Genomic DNA, 12,427 nt, shown 5'->3' on the forward strand with positions numbered 1-12,427 from the left:
TGGCAGCGTGCCCGCGGATTGTCCGCTCGCCGCGAGGCCGCACGATGCTCGTCACGACCATGAAGCAAAGCCGGGAGCCGCTGGGGAAGCGGCAAGACGGCCAGACAGAAAGCCGGCGAGAGAACCAGGCCGGCTTCTCGCTGGTCGAGCTGCTCGTCGTCCTGGCGATCATCGGCATGATCGCCACGATGGTGACGCCGCAGGTCCTCGGTTATCTCGGCCGCGCCAAGGGCGAGACCGCGCGCATCCAGGTCAAGAACATCGCCCAGGCGGTCGAGCTCTACTACCTCGACCTCGGCGCCTACCCGACGACCCAGCAGGGCCTGCAGGCGCTGGTGCAGCCGAGCGGCCCGACCTGGCGCGGCCCCTACGTGCGCGATGCCCGCGGCCTGACCGATCCGTGGGGCCACGCCTATCTCTACCGTTCCCCGGGCGCCGGCGGCACGCCGTTCGAGGTCTACAGCCTGGGGGCCGACGGCAAGCCCGGCGGCAACGGCGATCAGGCCGACGTGGCGAGCAACTAGAGCATTTTCCGACGAGGCGGATACCGGTTCGTCGGAAAAAATGCAGCGAAATCAACGATCGGGAGGAGCGACCGCCGGCAATGCGATCGGACTCCGCTCCCCCGTCGCGTCCGGGTTGATGGGCTGCTCCGGCCGATCCAGCCCGATCGCCGAGGCCTCTGCGGGTCATCCCGGGTTCCGCCTGCGCGGCACCGGGATGACGGTCGTCGGTATCGGCGGCGTCAAGCCAAGTCTAATCGGCGTTCGGCCAGGTCATCGGACAGATTCCGCCGCCACATCGGGCGGTCTTGCGCCGCGTGTCCGGTCGCCGCCGCCGCCCCACGACTTCGCTCCCGACCTGATCCCGACTGGGCATCGCTCCGGCAGATCGCACGCGGAAGCTGCACGTCTCGCTAACGGCAACTGCCGGAACTGGACCGCCAGGCCGTCCTCAACTCCCCATTAACCATGATCCGCCTAACGTTCGGTCATCGACGAAGCGGGCTTTGGGGAACGGCGAGCGGATGACCAGAGTTGCGCCTGTCCTCGCCCTGGCGCTCGCCTGCGGCTGGTCGTCGACGGCCCACGCCGCCGAGCCGCTCCAGCACCATCCGGGCCGCCGCGATCCCGGTGCCCTCGTGCTGCGCGGCAACGACCGCCTGATTGGCGGCGAGGCGCCGGCCCGGGAGCCGATCCCGGGCGGCCCGGTCAGCCTCAACCTCGTCGAGGTGCCGCTGCCGGTCGCCGCCAAGGCGGTGTTCGCCGACACGCTCGGCTGGGGCTACAGCCTCGACGAGCGCGCCTCCGGCACCATCACCCTCCAGACCGGCGGGCCGGTGAGCCGCGACGCCCTGCTGCGGATGGTCGAGGGCGCGCTGGCGAGCCGCGGCCTGTCCCTGCGCCGCGCCGGCCGCAGCGTCCAGATCGTGCCCGCGGGCACGCCCGCCGAGATCCGCCCGGTCCAGGGCCTCGGGGCCGAATCGGGCGCCGTCGCGGTGCCCCTGCGCTGGATCTCGGCCGCCGAGATGCAGGCGATCCTGGGAGCGGTCGCGCCGCGCGAGGTCGTGCTGCGCGCCGACCGGGCGCGCAACCTGCTGATCCTCTCCGGCGACGCCAACCAGATCCGGGTCCTGCGCCAGACCATCGCGGTGTTCGACGTCGATTGGATGCGCGGCATGTCGACCGCGATGGTGCCGGTCCGCAGCTCGAACCCGGTGGCGCTGTCCCGCGACCTGACCCAGATCTTCGGCGGCGAGACCGCCGGCACCGGCGACGTCATCCGCTTCATCCCCAACGAGGCCCTGAACGCGATCCTGGTGGTGAGCTCGCGCGCCGCCTATCTCGACCGCGCCCGGGCGCTCCTGGAGCAGCTCGAGACCCTGGCCGCCGACCGCGAGCGCCAGCTCTTCGTCTACCGGATCCAGAACCGCTCGGCCAAGGAACTGGCCGCCGTGCTGCAGGGCGTGGTCATGGCGGAGATGGGCGGCGCCTACGGGGGCGCCGGGGCGGGCGGCTTCGGCGGCTATGGGGGAGCCTCCGGCGGCGGCTACGCCGCCTTGGGGGGCGGGATGGGCGGCGGGCTCGGGGGCGCGGGCGGCTTCGGCGCTGCGGGCGCCATGGGATCCGGTTCGATGGGAGCCGGCACCGCGGGCGGTCCTCTGGGCGGCGCGTCCGGCGGCGCCTCCCCGTCGGGCTCGGGCTGGGCCTCGGGCGGAACGGGCGATCCCGCCGCCGGCGGAGCCGGCTTCGGCGGCGCCTCCGGCGCGGCGGGGGGCTTGAGTGGCGGTGGCTTGAGTGGCGGGGTCTTGGGCGCGGGGGGCTTGGGCGCGGGAGGCTTTGGTGCGGGAGGGCTGGGCGCCGGTGCGCTCGGCGGCGGGGGCTATGGCGGCGGAGGTTACGGCGGCGGGCTCGATTCGGGCTTTGCCGGCGGCGCCGGCATGCGGCGGGACGCGATCGGCATCGTCGCGGACGACGCCAACAACAGCCTGGTGATCTCGGCCACCCGCAACCAGTACGACAAGATCCTGCGCATCCTCGGCCGCCTCGACGCGATGCCGACGCAGGTGCTGCTCGAGACCGTCATCGCGGAGGTGACGCTGAACGACAACCTGGCCTTCGGCGTGCAGTGGTTCCTCAAGCAGCAGGGCAGCCGCTTCAACCTCGGCAGCGCCGATACCAGCAAGGCCGCGACGGGCCTCGGCCTCAGCGGCACCTCGGGGCTGGTCGCCGCGGCGGCCCGCGGCGTGCCGGGCTTCAACTACCTGCTCAACGCCGCCGACTTCAACGTGGTGCTCAACGCGCTCCAGGGCGTGACCCGGGTCAACGTGATCTCGTCGCCCAACATCACGGTGCTCGACAACCGCACCGCCAAGCTCCAGGTCGGCGACCAGGTGCCGATCATCAAGCAATCGGGCCAGAGCGCGCTCACCGCCGGCGCACCGATCCTCAACCAGATCGAGATGAAGGATACCGGCGTCATCCTCTCGGTCACGCCGCGGGTGAACAAGAACGGCCTCGTCGTGCTCGACATCAACCAGGAGGTCAGCGACGTCGTCCCGACCACGACCTCGGCGATCGACTCGCCGACGATCCGCCAGCGCCGCGTCGCGACCAGCGTCGCGGTGAGCGACGGCCACAGCCTGGCGATCGGCGGCATGGTGCAGGAAAAGGCGCAGATCACCAATGAGAACCTGCCGGTGCTGAGCGACCTGCCGGTGATCGGTCCGGCCTTCCGCAACCGGATCGACAGCCGGGTGCGGACCGAGCTCCTGGTGTTCATCCGCCCCCGGGTGATCCGCGGCACCGTCGAGGCCGACCGCATCGCCGAGGATTTCCGCCAGCAGTTCCGGGCGATGATGCCGGTCCGCCCGGTCCTGCCGCCCGCGCCCCTGCCGATCGCGCATGAGGGGCCGGAAGGGATCCTGCGACGGATGCTGGATTGAAGGAGTGCTGCCTTGCGCCGTCCGCGCGAGCGGATCCGAGGACGGCGCGAGGGAATGTCGGTCGCTACCGCCCGCGCAACCTTCCCCGGGCAGCCCTGCGGCCGGCGGTCGGATCGTCATGATCCCGTAAGGATTCCGTAAGGTTTGTCCTCCGGATGGCGGCCTCGCGCAGTCGGCGACGAATCCCTCTTGACCATCCCTCCGGAGAGGAGCAGCATAGTCTTCGTCGAGTTGAACTCGAGGAGGTAGCCATGAATTCTCAAGGTTGCAGCCCTCACGCGACACAGACCGATGCCGGTGATCAGGAAACGCCACCGGACTACGATCGACAGGGATAGTGGCTTCAGGGCGGGCTGAATACGATACGGGGCCGAGTCGGCCATCATCGGCGTATCGTGCACGACCACCCGCACCCTGAAACGTGGACCCTGCCCCTTAAGGCTCGTCGGTGCGCCGGCGGGCCTTCGTGTTTTCGGGGCTCGCCATGCCGTGATAGAGCTAGGCGAGGAGGACCCTCATGTCATTCGACCGTTCCCGCCGCGGCAGCGATCCCCGGCAAGCCGCCGAGGCCGCGTTCCGGGCCGTGACCCGCAAGACCCCCGAGGGCCCGGCCCCCGACGCCAAGGCGGTCAAGCCTGCCGCGAAAGCTGCGGTGCCGGGCTTGCGCGAGACCGTCTCCTTGCGCCTCGACCGCGACGTGCTCGACCGTTTCCAGGAGGAGGGCCCGGGCTGGCAGGAGCGCATCAACGCCGCCCTGCGCAAGGCCGCAGGACTCTGAGTCGCGTGTCCCCGAGTCGGTTGGTTCCGGTGCGGCTGCGCTTCTCGATGCTTCTGCTGCTGCTGGCCGCCCCGGCGCAGGCGCAGGGCGGGCTGGTGACCAACCCGTTCGCGTCGAACTACCCCTCGGTGCCGATCCGCGAACGGGTGACCCCGCCGGGGCTCAGCGCAGGAACAGCCCGAAGGCCCGCGGTCCGTCCGCGGTCTTCACCGTTCCGGTCACACGCAGGGACGCGGTATCGATCACCGTGAGGGTGTTCGACTCCCAGTTCGCCACGTAGACGTGCCGGCCATCCGGGCTTGCCTGGATGCCCTCCGGGTACTCGCCGACATCGAGCCGGGGTCCCGGGGACAGGGTCGCGGTGTCGAAGGTGCTGACCGTGCCGCCATACTGGTCGGTGACGAAGGCGCGGCCGCCGGCCAGCGCCACCGCGTAGGGCCGCTCGCCGACCTTCACCCGGCCGACCTCCCGGCGCTCCGCGATATCGACCACCGAGACGTCGTTCGAACCGACATTGGCGGCATAGGCCCGCTTGCCGTCCGCGTCGATCGTGACCCCGAACGGCCGCGTGCCGACCGGGATCGTCGCGACCCGTTGGCGGGTCGCGGTATCGACGAGGGACAGGGCGTCGTCGTCCCGGTCCGCCGCCAGCAGGACGTGTCCGTCCGGCGTCACCGCGATGCCCGACGGCGAGGTGCCGACCGCGATCTCGGCCGCGACCGCGAGGCTCTGCGGATCGACCTCCCACAGCCGCTTGGCGTACCAGTCGGCGACGTAGACCGCCCCGCTGACCGGGTTGACCCCGACCCCGAGGGGCCCGCCGCCGAGCGGCACGGTCCGGGCGACCCGCCGCGACGCCGCGTCGATCACCACCAGCGCCTTGCCCTCCGGAGCGGTGACGTAGACCCGGGCCCGGTCCGGCGACAGGCCGATGCCGGCCGGCGCCCCGGGCACGGGGATCGTCGCCACCACCTTGAGCGCCTCGAGATCGACCACGTCGACCGCATCGGCATTCTGCGCCGTGACGAACGCCTCCGCCGCCCGTGCGGGGACCGGCGACACGCCGATCCCGGCCAGCAGGCAGAGCCCGGCAAGGTGCCGGGTCATCCTGGAGCGACGCAGGTTCTGATCGGAAAACCGCACGACACGTTTCCGGAACCTGCTCGGGCTCACGAGTTGCCCTTCTCGATCTTCGCCTTCAGGTTGTCGAGGCCGCTGCGATACAGCTCCTTGACCGCTTTGATCGCCGCCTCGTCGCTCAGCTCGGGCGGCGGATCGTTGTTCATGTAGCCGCGATAGAACGCGCCGTCCCACACCACCTCGGACGCCTTGCCGCCGTCGGCCGGCTCGACCTTGATCGTCGAGGAGTAGTTGTTGACCGGCAGCACCTTCACGTCGACCTTGTTGATCCGGTACGACAGGCTCTTCTGCTCGGCCGAGTACTTGTAGAGCTCTTCCTCGACGGTGGCGCCGCCCTTCAGCGTGAGGGTGCGGGTGGCCTTGATCTCGTTGCCGCCCTTGCCCTCGGTCTTCTCGACCGGCGGCAGCCAGCTCATGTCCTGGAAGTTGCCGACCACGGCCCAGACCTTGTCGGGGCTGGCGTTGATCGTGACCTTCTCCTCGACCTTCTTGCGGGTCGGGCCGTGGGCCTGGGCGGCGGGGGCCGCCGCGAAGGCGGCCACGAGGGCCGCCGCGATGATGCGCTTCATCGGGTCTCTCCTGTTCGCGCGTGTCTCACGCGTCATCGACTGCGAGGGTCGCGGCCGCCGCCTGCGGCAGGGCGGCCGCGACCCTCGCGGCGATCCAGTTCCAGGCCTCGCGCTCGGCGGGCCCGGCCGTCTTCTCGACGGCGATGCGGTGGTGGTGCAGCTCGGCCAGCACCGTCTCGGGATTCAGCATGTGCAGGCGCGTCGACAGGATCGCCGCCTCCAGCACCGCGTTGACCGCCCGGTTGTGACCAAGGAATGGCTGGTGCGCCTCCTCGTGCACCACCCGGCCGCGGAAGCGCGGCCGGACGGGATCGTCGCGCACCTCCACCACCTGCAATTCCATGTGGCCATAGGCCTCGGCCAGCCGCGGCACCGGGATGCTGCGGCACGGCACGGTCGGCCAGCCGCGCCGGCCGGTGACGCAGCCGGCGATCACCCGGATATCGGCGGGCGCCACCGCGGCGAAGTATGGCTGCGCTTCCAGGTTGGCGATGGTCGGCGAGGGCCGGAACGGCGCCACCCAATAATCCTCGCCCTCCCGGATCAGCCCGAACGGCACGAGGTGCACGGCCCCGTCGGCCGCGGCCGTCGTCACGATGGTCTCGAGGATCAGCGGCATGACTCTCGATGATTCCTCAGGGCTTGCCGCTGTGGCGCGTATGGCCCGGGGCCTTGAAGCGGGTGGTGTCCTCGACCTCGGCATCCAGGGCGCAGCCCCACTCCAGCGGCTCGTCCTGCACGTAGCGCTTGCCGAGGCGCCAGGCGAGTTCCGCCTTGGTCAATTCACCGCCGAGATAGAAGGCATGGGCGCCGTCCCCCTCGACGCCGAGATCGGGGAAGAACGCCATCGCGTCGCGCCCGGTCTTGTGGATGTCGCGGTTGTAGATGTGCACCCCGTCCTCCGCCACCGCCACGCGGTAATTGGGGTCGCGCACCTCCGCCGCCAGGGTCGCGATCTCGTCGGGCGTCTGGGTATAGGGGCGCTTGTCGTGGAGCGAGAGCAGGGCGCGGCCGTAACCCTTGGGCAGGGCGGCGTCGGCCTTCGCCGCGTACATCACCCGCCGGGCGGCGTCGTGCTCCTCGACCGTGCGGCGGGTGTGGTTCGAGACCTGCACGATCAGCACGTTGCCGATCGCCAGCTCCGAGCACACCCCCATCAGCAAAGCCGTCACCCCGAGGCTGTCGGCCTCGGTGAGTTCGGTCAGGTTGCCGGTGCCCATCATCATGGCGATGTCGGGGTGGCGGCGCCGTGTCTCGTGGTAGCGCACCAGCGAGGCGGCGAAGCCGAAATGGATCGGCTCGAGGATCGGGTCGGCGATGAACGGCCGGCCCGCCCGCTGCATCCGCGCGATCGCCCGGTCGAGGGAGGGCAGGTCGTCGGGCCGCATCGGCACCAGCACCGGCACCGCATCGGTCTCGAAGGCGAGATCCAGCGTCTCCTCGTTGAGGCTGAGCAGGAAATCGGCGCCGGCCGCGGCGCCCTGGCGCAATTCGTCGGCCGAGAACGAGTCGACGCTGACCCGCAAGCCTTCGGATTTCAGCAGCCGCACGGTGTCGCCGAGATGCGGGAACGGGGTGTCCGGCAGCCCGCCGAGATCGATCACGTCGGCCCCGCGCCGGGCGAGGTCGCGCGCCCGCCCCAGGATCTCCTCGGGCGACAGCCGCGACGCGTCGACGATCTCCGAGAAGATCCGCACGTCGTGGCGCGACAGGTCCACTTTTCGCCCGGCAAGCCCGAGGAAGACCGGCAGGTCGACGATTTCGTCGGGCCCGCGCTCCACCGGCAGGCCGAAATGCTCTGACAGCGCCGCCGGATCGGCCCGGCAGCGCCCGGGCAGGATCACCCGCGTCGCGCCCTCCGGCATCGTGACCCGACGGCGGATGATCTCCTCCGTCATCAGTGCCGCGACCTTCACGCCGGCATCGGCGATGGTCCAGGCGAAGCGGTCCGGCGGCAGGCCGGCGGCGATCTTCTCCAGCCGCGCCTTGGCGAGGCGCCCGGTGACGAAGACGAGATGCTCCCTCACGCGGCACACTCCGCGAGCGCGGCGCGGCACAGCCGGTCGCCGCCGGGGCCCCGCAGCACGATTCGTCCGGGGAACCGAGCCGCGAAACCGGGCAGGGCGGCATCGACGAGCCCGGTGCGGGCCAGCTCCGCCGGCCCGGCACCTAGCCGCGCGTCGGCCGATTTCACCAGCAGGCAGGTCCCGGCGCCGAGACGGGCCGCGAGCCACAGGGCCAGGCTGTCCGAGGTGACGTCCCAGGTCTCCGGGATCTCCGGCCGGCCGGCCTTGAGCGCCGAGGGGTCCCAGACCGGTACGGCACCGGCGCCGAGCGCTTGCGCAGGGTCCTGGGTCACCTCCAGGCGCGGCTCCAGGGCGGCGAAGATGCGGGCCATGCCCGCCATGGCGTCGAGGGCGAGGCGATGGGCAAGGGGATCGGGGAAGCCGAGCGCGCCTTGCGCCGCCCGCACCGCGTCCGCGAGGCCGCCGCCGCCCGGCACGATCACCACCGGCCCCTCGGTGCCATCCGCGAGCGCGCCGAGCAGCCGGCACAGCCGGGCCCGATCGGCCACGAGGCTGCCGCCGACCTTCACGACGCTGAGAGCGTGGCTCATGCTGCATGTCCTGCGCACGCAGGGATTCCGCGCCATATCTTGGTTCGGATGCGTCCTCGACCAGCCCCTACCCGCACGGTCACGACTACGCTGCCTCGACGCACGGCACGATGGCGGCGAGGCAGCGCGCGGCCTCGGCGATCCGCTGCGGGTCGAGGCCTCCCGTCCGGTCGGCCCCGGCGCACAATCCCCCGCGGAAGCCGAGATAGCCCGGCCCCAGCGCGGCCAGGACCGGGATGTCGTCGAGCCTGAGCGACCCGGCGAGGCCGGACAGCAGCCCGTGCGCCCGGCACGCGGCGGCGAACCCGGCGAGGCGCGGGAGGGGCAGGTGGTCGGTGAGCCGGCGCCCGTCCTTGGCCCTCGTGTCGATCATCGCGCCCGAGAAGCCGGCGGCGGCGAGCGCCGGCACGTCGGCGCCGTCCGGCCCGTCCTCGGCGAACAGCACCGCGATCACCGGGAGGCCGGCAGGCAGGCGCAGGCCCGCGGCCTCGCGGCCCGGCGCCCAGGCGATCTTGAGGTAGCCCACGCCCGTTCCGGCGAGCGCCGCAAGGCAGGCCGAGGCCGCGTCGGCGTCGCCCGGCTCGCCCGCCACCGCGCTCGACAGCCGGTCGCCGGCGGCGGCGGCGATCGCCCGCACGATGTCGGCGGGGAGGGCGCCGAGGGCGCCGCGGTCGGGATCCTTGGCGTCGATCAGGTCGGCGCCGTGATCGCGGGCGAGCGCCGCCTCGGCGGGGTCGCGCACGCTGACGAGGAGGCGGACGCGGGAAGGAGAGGGGTGGGGCACGGGACGTCAGGACCGGTTCGGCAGCGGCTCGGCGAAGAGGCGGTTCTTCACCAGCGAGCGCACGCCGTGAAGCCAGGTGTCGTCGGTGTCGCCCTGGATCACCACCTGGCCGCCGCGCAGCACCTTGCCGCTCTCGGCCTCCGTGATGGTGATGGTGAGGTTGAGCACCTGCGGGGCGCTGCGCTGGACGTAGCCGTAGACGACCAGCGCCGCTCCCGCCGCCTTGGCGATGGTTTCCGCGCAGCCCTCGCATTTGTAGAGCGGCGCGTCGCGCCGGATCGCCGCGGCCTGGGGGCCGAGGTCGACGGGGTCGAGCCCGCGGGCCACCACTTCCCGCCGCAGGGCCTCGCTCGCCAGCGCCAGCCGCTTGGCGTCCTGCGGCTTCAAGGGGCGCGGCCCGATCGTCCCGGGCTCGGCCAGCTCGATCCCGAACAAAGCCGCCTTGTCGGCGGCCGCCGCGGCGGGCAGGCCGACGAGCAGGGCCGCGAGGGCCGAGAGGGCGCGAAGACCAAGGGCGCGGAGAACCAGCATCGCCCCGACCCTCGCACGGCGATGCGGGGGGACGCAACGCGGGCCCCCGGCGCCCGCCTTCGGACTTTGGGGGGAGGGCCTGGGTCCTTAGGGAATCCTCATCGATGAGGCGTTGAGGCTGCGGGAGAATCCCTGGTAGCGTGCCGACCGCATGGCACAGTTCCGCACGGCCACCCTCGCCCTTCTCGCCGCCCTGGCCGGCATGCCAGCCGCCCTCGCGCAGGCACCCTCGCCGCCCGCCGCGGCCGCGCCACAAGGGGCCGAGATCCGCATCGGCCTGATCTATCGGCCGGTCCCGGCCCCGTCCTCCTACGACGCCCAGGCCGCGCCCGAGGACGAAGGGCTGGCCGGCGCCAAGCTCGCGATTCAGGACAACACCACGACCGGACGCTTCGTGCGCCAGAGCTACGCCCTCGACGCGGTGGCACTCGGCACCGCCGCCCCCGGCGAGACGCCGCCGCAGAGCCCGGTCGACGCCGCCCGCGACCTCGCCGCGAAGGGCCTGCGCTTCATCGTGCTCGCGCTCCCCGCCGACGAGGTGCTGGCGGTGGCCGATGCACTGAAGGGCTCCGGCGTCGTCCTGTTCAACGCGGCCGCCCCCGACGACCGCCTGCGCGGCGCCGATTGCCGGGCCGACGTGTTCCACGTCGCCCCGAGCCGGGCGATGCAGACCGACGCGCTCGCGCAGTTCCTCGCCTTCATGCGCTGGCGCAAGCTCTTCCTGATCACCGGTCCGCAGGACGGCGACAAGCTGTGGGCCGAGGCGATGAAGCGCTCGGCGAAGAAGTTCGGCCTGCAGATCAGCGCCGAGCGGCCCTGGACCTTCGGCCCGCTGGCGCGGGCCCGCGGCGACACCCCGACCCGGGCCGAGGCCCTCGTCTTCACCCGCGGCCTCGATTACGACGTCGCCGTGGTCGCCGACGAGGCGGGTGACTTCGGCGACTACGTGCCGTTCCACACCGTCGATCCGCGGCCCGTCGTCGGCACGCAAGGGCTCGTCCCGACCACCTGGCATCCGACGCTGGAGGTCTGGGGCGCCGCCCAGGCCCAGAACCGCTTCCGCCGCCTCGCCGGCCGGCTGATGCGCCCCCTCGACTACCAGGTCTGGGCCGCGGTACGGGCGGTCGGCGAGGCCGCGTTCCAGAAGAAGACGGTCGATCCGGCGGCACTCGCCTCGGCCATCGCCGATCCGGCTTTCAGCCTGCCGGGCTACAAGGGCGTGGCCTTGAGCTTCCGCCCCTGGGACCACCAGCTGCGCCAGCCGCTGCTCCTGGTCCAGCCCCAGGCCCTGGTGGCGGTGGCGCCGGAGCAGGGCTACCTGCACCAGCGCACGCCGCTCGATACGCTGGGCGTGGATCTGCCGGAGACGCAGTGCAAGCTGACGAAGTCGTGACCCGGCCATAAGTCGGTCTCGCCCGCAAGGGCGCGGCGGGCCAGGTAAGAGCATAATCGGATCGCGCGCAGCGCGGCCGGAGGGGAGGACGAATGAGCCGTCACCGGATCAGACCGGCGCAAGCCGCACGCGTCGCGGCCGCCCATATGGCAGCCCTCTTGGCGGCCCCCTTGGCGGCCCTCTCGGCCGCCCCCTTGGCCGCCGCACCTGCCCACGCCACCACGGTCTACGTCAGCAACGAGAAGGGCAACTCGGTCAGCGTCATCGACGTCGACACGCTGAAGGTCACGGCGACCTGGCCGGTCGGGCGCAGGCCGCGGGGGATCACGGTGGGGAAGGACGGGAGCCTGCTCTACGTCTGCGCCAGCGACGACGACCGCATCGACGTGCTCGACACCAAGACCGGCAAGATCGTGCGCTCCCTGCGTTCCGGGCCGGACCCCGAGCAGTTCATCGCTCACCCGTCCGGCAACCCGCTCTACGTCGCCAACGAGGACGACAGCCAGGTCACGGTGCTCGACATCGAGAAGAACAAGGTGGTGGCCGAGGTGCCGGTCGGCGTCGAGCCGGAGGGGATGGGCTTGAGCCCGGACGGCGCGATCCTGGTCAACACCTCCGAGACCACCAACATGGCCCATTTCATCGACACCAAGACCTTCCAGGTGATCGACAACGTGCTGGTCGACGCCCGTCCCCGGTTCGCCGAGTTCAGCCAGGACGGCAAGTGGCTCTGGGTGTCGGCCGAGGTCGGCGGCACCGTCTCGGTGATCGACGTCGAGACCCGCAAGGTGGTGAAGAAGATCACCTTCAAGATCCCGGGCGTCACCGACGAGCAGATCCAGCCAGTCGGCGTCCGCCTGACCAGGGACGGGACCAAGGCCTTCATCGCCCTCGGCCCGGCCAACCGGGTCGCGGTGGTCGATGCCAAGACCTACGAGGTCCAGAAATACCTGCCGGTCGGCCAGCGGGTGTGGCAGCTCGCCTTCACGCCGGACCAGAAGCTCGTGTTCACCACCAACGGCACCTCGAACGACGTCTCGGTGATCGACGTCGAGGCGCTGAAGGTGACGAAGAGCATCCCGGTCGGCCTGCTCCCGTGGGGCGTCGCGGTCTCGCCGCAGTGAATTCAGCCCCGCGCCGCAAGCTGAATGAGGCGCGGGATCCCCTCTC

Annotated in this window: 12 protein-coding genes; 5 read left to right on the forward strand and 7 right to left on the reverse strand. The window is 71.7% G+C overall.

The features are described 5' to 3' along the window. Positions 1 to 59 precede the first annotated feature (59 nt). The 3 genes from gspG (at position 60) to FF100_RS00885 (ending at position 4,223) form a co-directional block, all read left to right on the forward strand. The gene (gene gspG / locus FF100_RS00875) at positions 60 to 524 is read left to right on the forward strand and encodes a type II secretion system major pseudopilin GspG (RefSeq protein WP_139034260.1); all 465 of its coding nucleotides are present in this window, start codon (positions 60 to 62) and stop codon (positions 522 to 524) included. Between the two features lie 503 nt (positions 525 to 1,027). Next, the gene (gspD, locus tag FF100_RS00880) at positions 1,028 to 3,445 is read left to right on the forward strand and encodes a type II secretion system secretin GspD (RefSeq protein ID WP_139033677.1); all 2,418 of its coding nucleotides are present in this window, start codon (positions 1,028 to 1,030) and stop codon (positions 3,443 to 3,445) included. Positions 3,446 to 3,962: 517 nt separating this feature from the next. Continuing rightward, entirely contained in the window at positions 3,963 to 4,223 is a 261-nt protein-coding gene (locus FF100_RS00885) for a BrnA antitoxin family protein (RefSeq protein ID WP_139033678.1), read from the forward strand. A 162-nt stretch (positions 4,224 to 4,385) separates the two neighbouring features. Here FF100_RS00885 and FF100_RS00890 read toward each other — a convergent pair whose 3' ends face one another. The 7 genes from FF100_RS00890 to FF100_RS00920 all read right to left on the reverse strand — a co-directional run bounded on the left by FF100_RS00890 (position 4,386) and on the right by FF100_RS00920 (position 9,864). After that, entirely contained in the window at positions 4,386 to 5,330 is a 945-nt protein-coding gene (locus FF100_RS00890; RefSeq protein ID WP_139034261.1) for a YVTN family beta-propeller repeat protein, read from the reverse strand. Between the two features lie 62 nt (positions 5,331 to 5,392). Beyond that, positions 5,393 to 5,932: an SRPBCC family protein gene (locus FF100_RS00895; RefSeq protein WP_139033679.1), complete on the reverse strand. Its 540-nt coding sequence runs from the start codon at positions 5,930 to 5,932 to the stop codon at positions 5,393 to 5,395. A gap of 25 nt (positions 5,933 to 5,957) precedes the next feature. Then, a complete protein-coding gene (locus FF100_RS00900; RefSeq protein ID WP_139033680.1) occupies positions 5,958 to 6,551 on the reverse strand; it encodes a DUF447 domain-containing protein in 594 nt (197 codons plus the stop codon). A gap of 16 nt (positions 6,552 to 6,567) precedes the next feature. Beyond that, complete coding sequence (locus FF100_RS00905; RefSeq protein WP_139033681.1) at positions 6,568 to 7,959, reverse strand: DUF6513 domain-containing protein; 1,392 nt, start codon at positions 7,957 to 7,959, stop codon at positions 6,568 to 6,570. Further along, positions 7,956 to 8,549, reverse strand: coding sequence for an amino acid kinase family protein (locus FF100_RS00910; protein ID WP_139033682.1), 594 nt, complete (start codon positions 8,547 to 8,549; stop codon positions 7,956 to 7,958). Before FF100_RS00910 ends, FF100_RS00905 begins: the two co-directional genes overlap by 4 nt. 85 nt (positions 8,550 to 8,634) lie before the next feature. After that, entirely contained in the window at positions 8,635 to 9,333 is a 699-nt protein-coding gene (locus tag FF100_RS00915) for a (5-formylfuran-3-yl)methyl phosphate synthase (RefSeq protein ID WP_139033683.1), read from the reverse strand. A gap of 6 nt (positions 9,334 to 9,339) precedes the next feature. Next, positions 9,340 to 9,864 (reverse strand): DUF3280 domain-containing protein, encoded by a 525-nt coding sequence (locus tag FF100_RS00920; protein ID WP_139033684.1) that lies wholly within the window; start codon positions 9,862 to 9,864, stop codon positions 9,340 to 9,342. 151 nt (positions 9,865 to 10,015) lie between these two features. Between FF100_RS00920 and FF100_RS00925 the strand changes: the two genes are divergently transcribed. Together FF100_RS00925 and FF100_RS00930 are read left to right on the forward strand one after the other, a co-directional pair. Beyond that, positions 10,016 to 11,257 carry an ABC transporter substrate-binding protein gene (locus tag FF100_RS00925; protein ID WP_139033685.1) on the forward strand — a complete coding sequence of 414 codons (1,242 nt, stop codon included), beginning with the start codon at positions 10,016 to 10,018 and terminating at the stop codon, positions 11,255 to 11,257. A gap of 146 nt (positions 11,258 to 11,403) precedes the next feature. Continuing rightward, complete coding sequence (locus FF100_RS00930) at positions 11,404 to 12,381, forward strand: YVTN family beta-propeller repeat protein (protein WP_246101863.1); 978 nt, start codon at positions 11,404 to 11,406, stop codon at positions 12,379 to 12,381. Positions 12,382 to 12,427: the final 46 nt, after the last annotated feature.

This window comes from Methylobacterium terricola (assembly GCF_006151805.1).
GTDB classification, from domain to species: domain Bacteria; phylum Pseudomonadota; class Alphaproteobacteria; order Rhizobiales; family Beijerinckiaceae; genus Methylobacterium; species Methylobacterium terricola.

What these genes read in the sequence shown, in the direction of transcription:
- gspG (WP_139034260.1), top strand. Translation starts at nt 60, where the DNA reads ATGAAGCAAAGCCGGGAGCCGCTGGGGAAGCGGCAAGACGGCCAGACA.
- FF100_RS00920 (WP_139033684.1), bottom strand. Translation starts at nt 9,864, where the DNA reads ATGCTGGTTCTCCGCGCCCTTGGTCTTCGCGCCCTCTCGGCCCTCGCG.
- gspD (WP_139033677.1), top strand. Translation starts at nt 1,028, where the DNA reads ATGACCAGAGTTGCGCCTGTCCTCGCCCTGGCGCTCGCCTGCGGCTGG.
- FF100_RS00925 (WP_139033685.1), top strand. Translation starts at nt 10,016, where the DNA reads ATGGCACAGTTCCGCACGGCCACCCTCGCCCTTCTCGCCGCCCTGGCC.
- FF100_RS00895 (WP_139033679.1), bottom strand. Translation starts at nt 5,932, where the DNA reads ATGAAGCGCATCATCGCGGCGGCCCTCGTGGCCGCCTTCGCGGCGGCC.
- FF100_RS00885 (WP_139033678.1), top strand. Translation starts at nt 3,963, where the DNA reads ATGTCATTCGACCGTTCCCGCCGCGGCAGCGATCCCCGGCAAGCCGCC.
- FF100_RS00930 (WP_246101863.1), top strand. Translation starts at nt 11,404, where the DNA reads ATGGCAGCCCTCTTGGCGGCCCCCTTGGCGGCCCTCTCGGCCGCCCCC.
- FF100_RS00910 (WP_139033682.1), bottom strand. Translation starts at nt 8,549, where the DNA reads ATGAGCCACGCTCTCAGCGTCGTGAAGGTCGGCGGCAGCCTCGTGGCC.
- FF100_RS00900 (WP_139033680.1), bottom strand. Translation starts at nt 6,551, where the DNA reads ATGCCGCTGATCCTCGAGACCATCGTGACGACGGCCGCGGCCGACGGG.
- FF100_RS00890 (WP_139034261.1), bottom strand. Translation starts at nt 5,330, where the DNA reads ATGACCCGGCACCTTGCCGGGCTCTGCCTGCTGGCCGGGATCGGCGTG.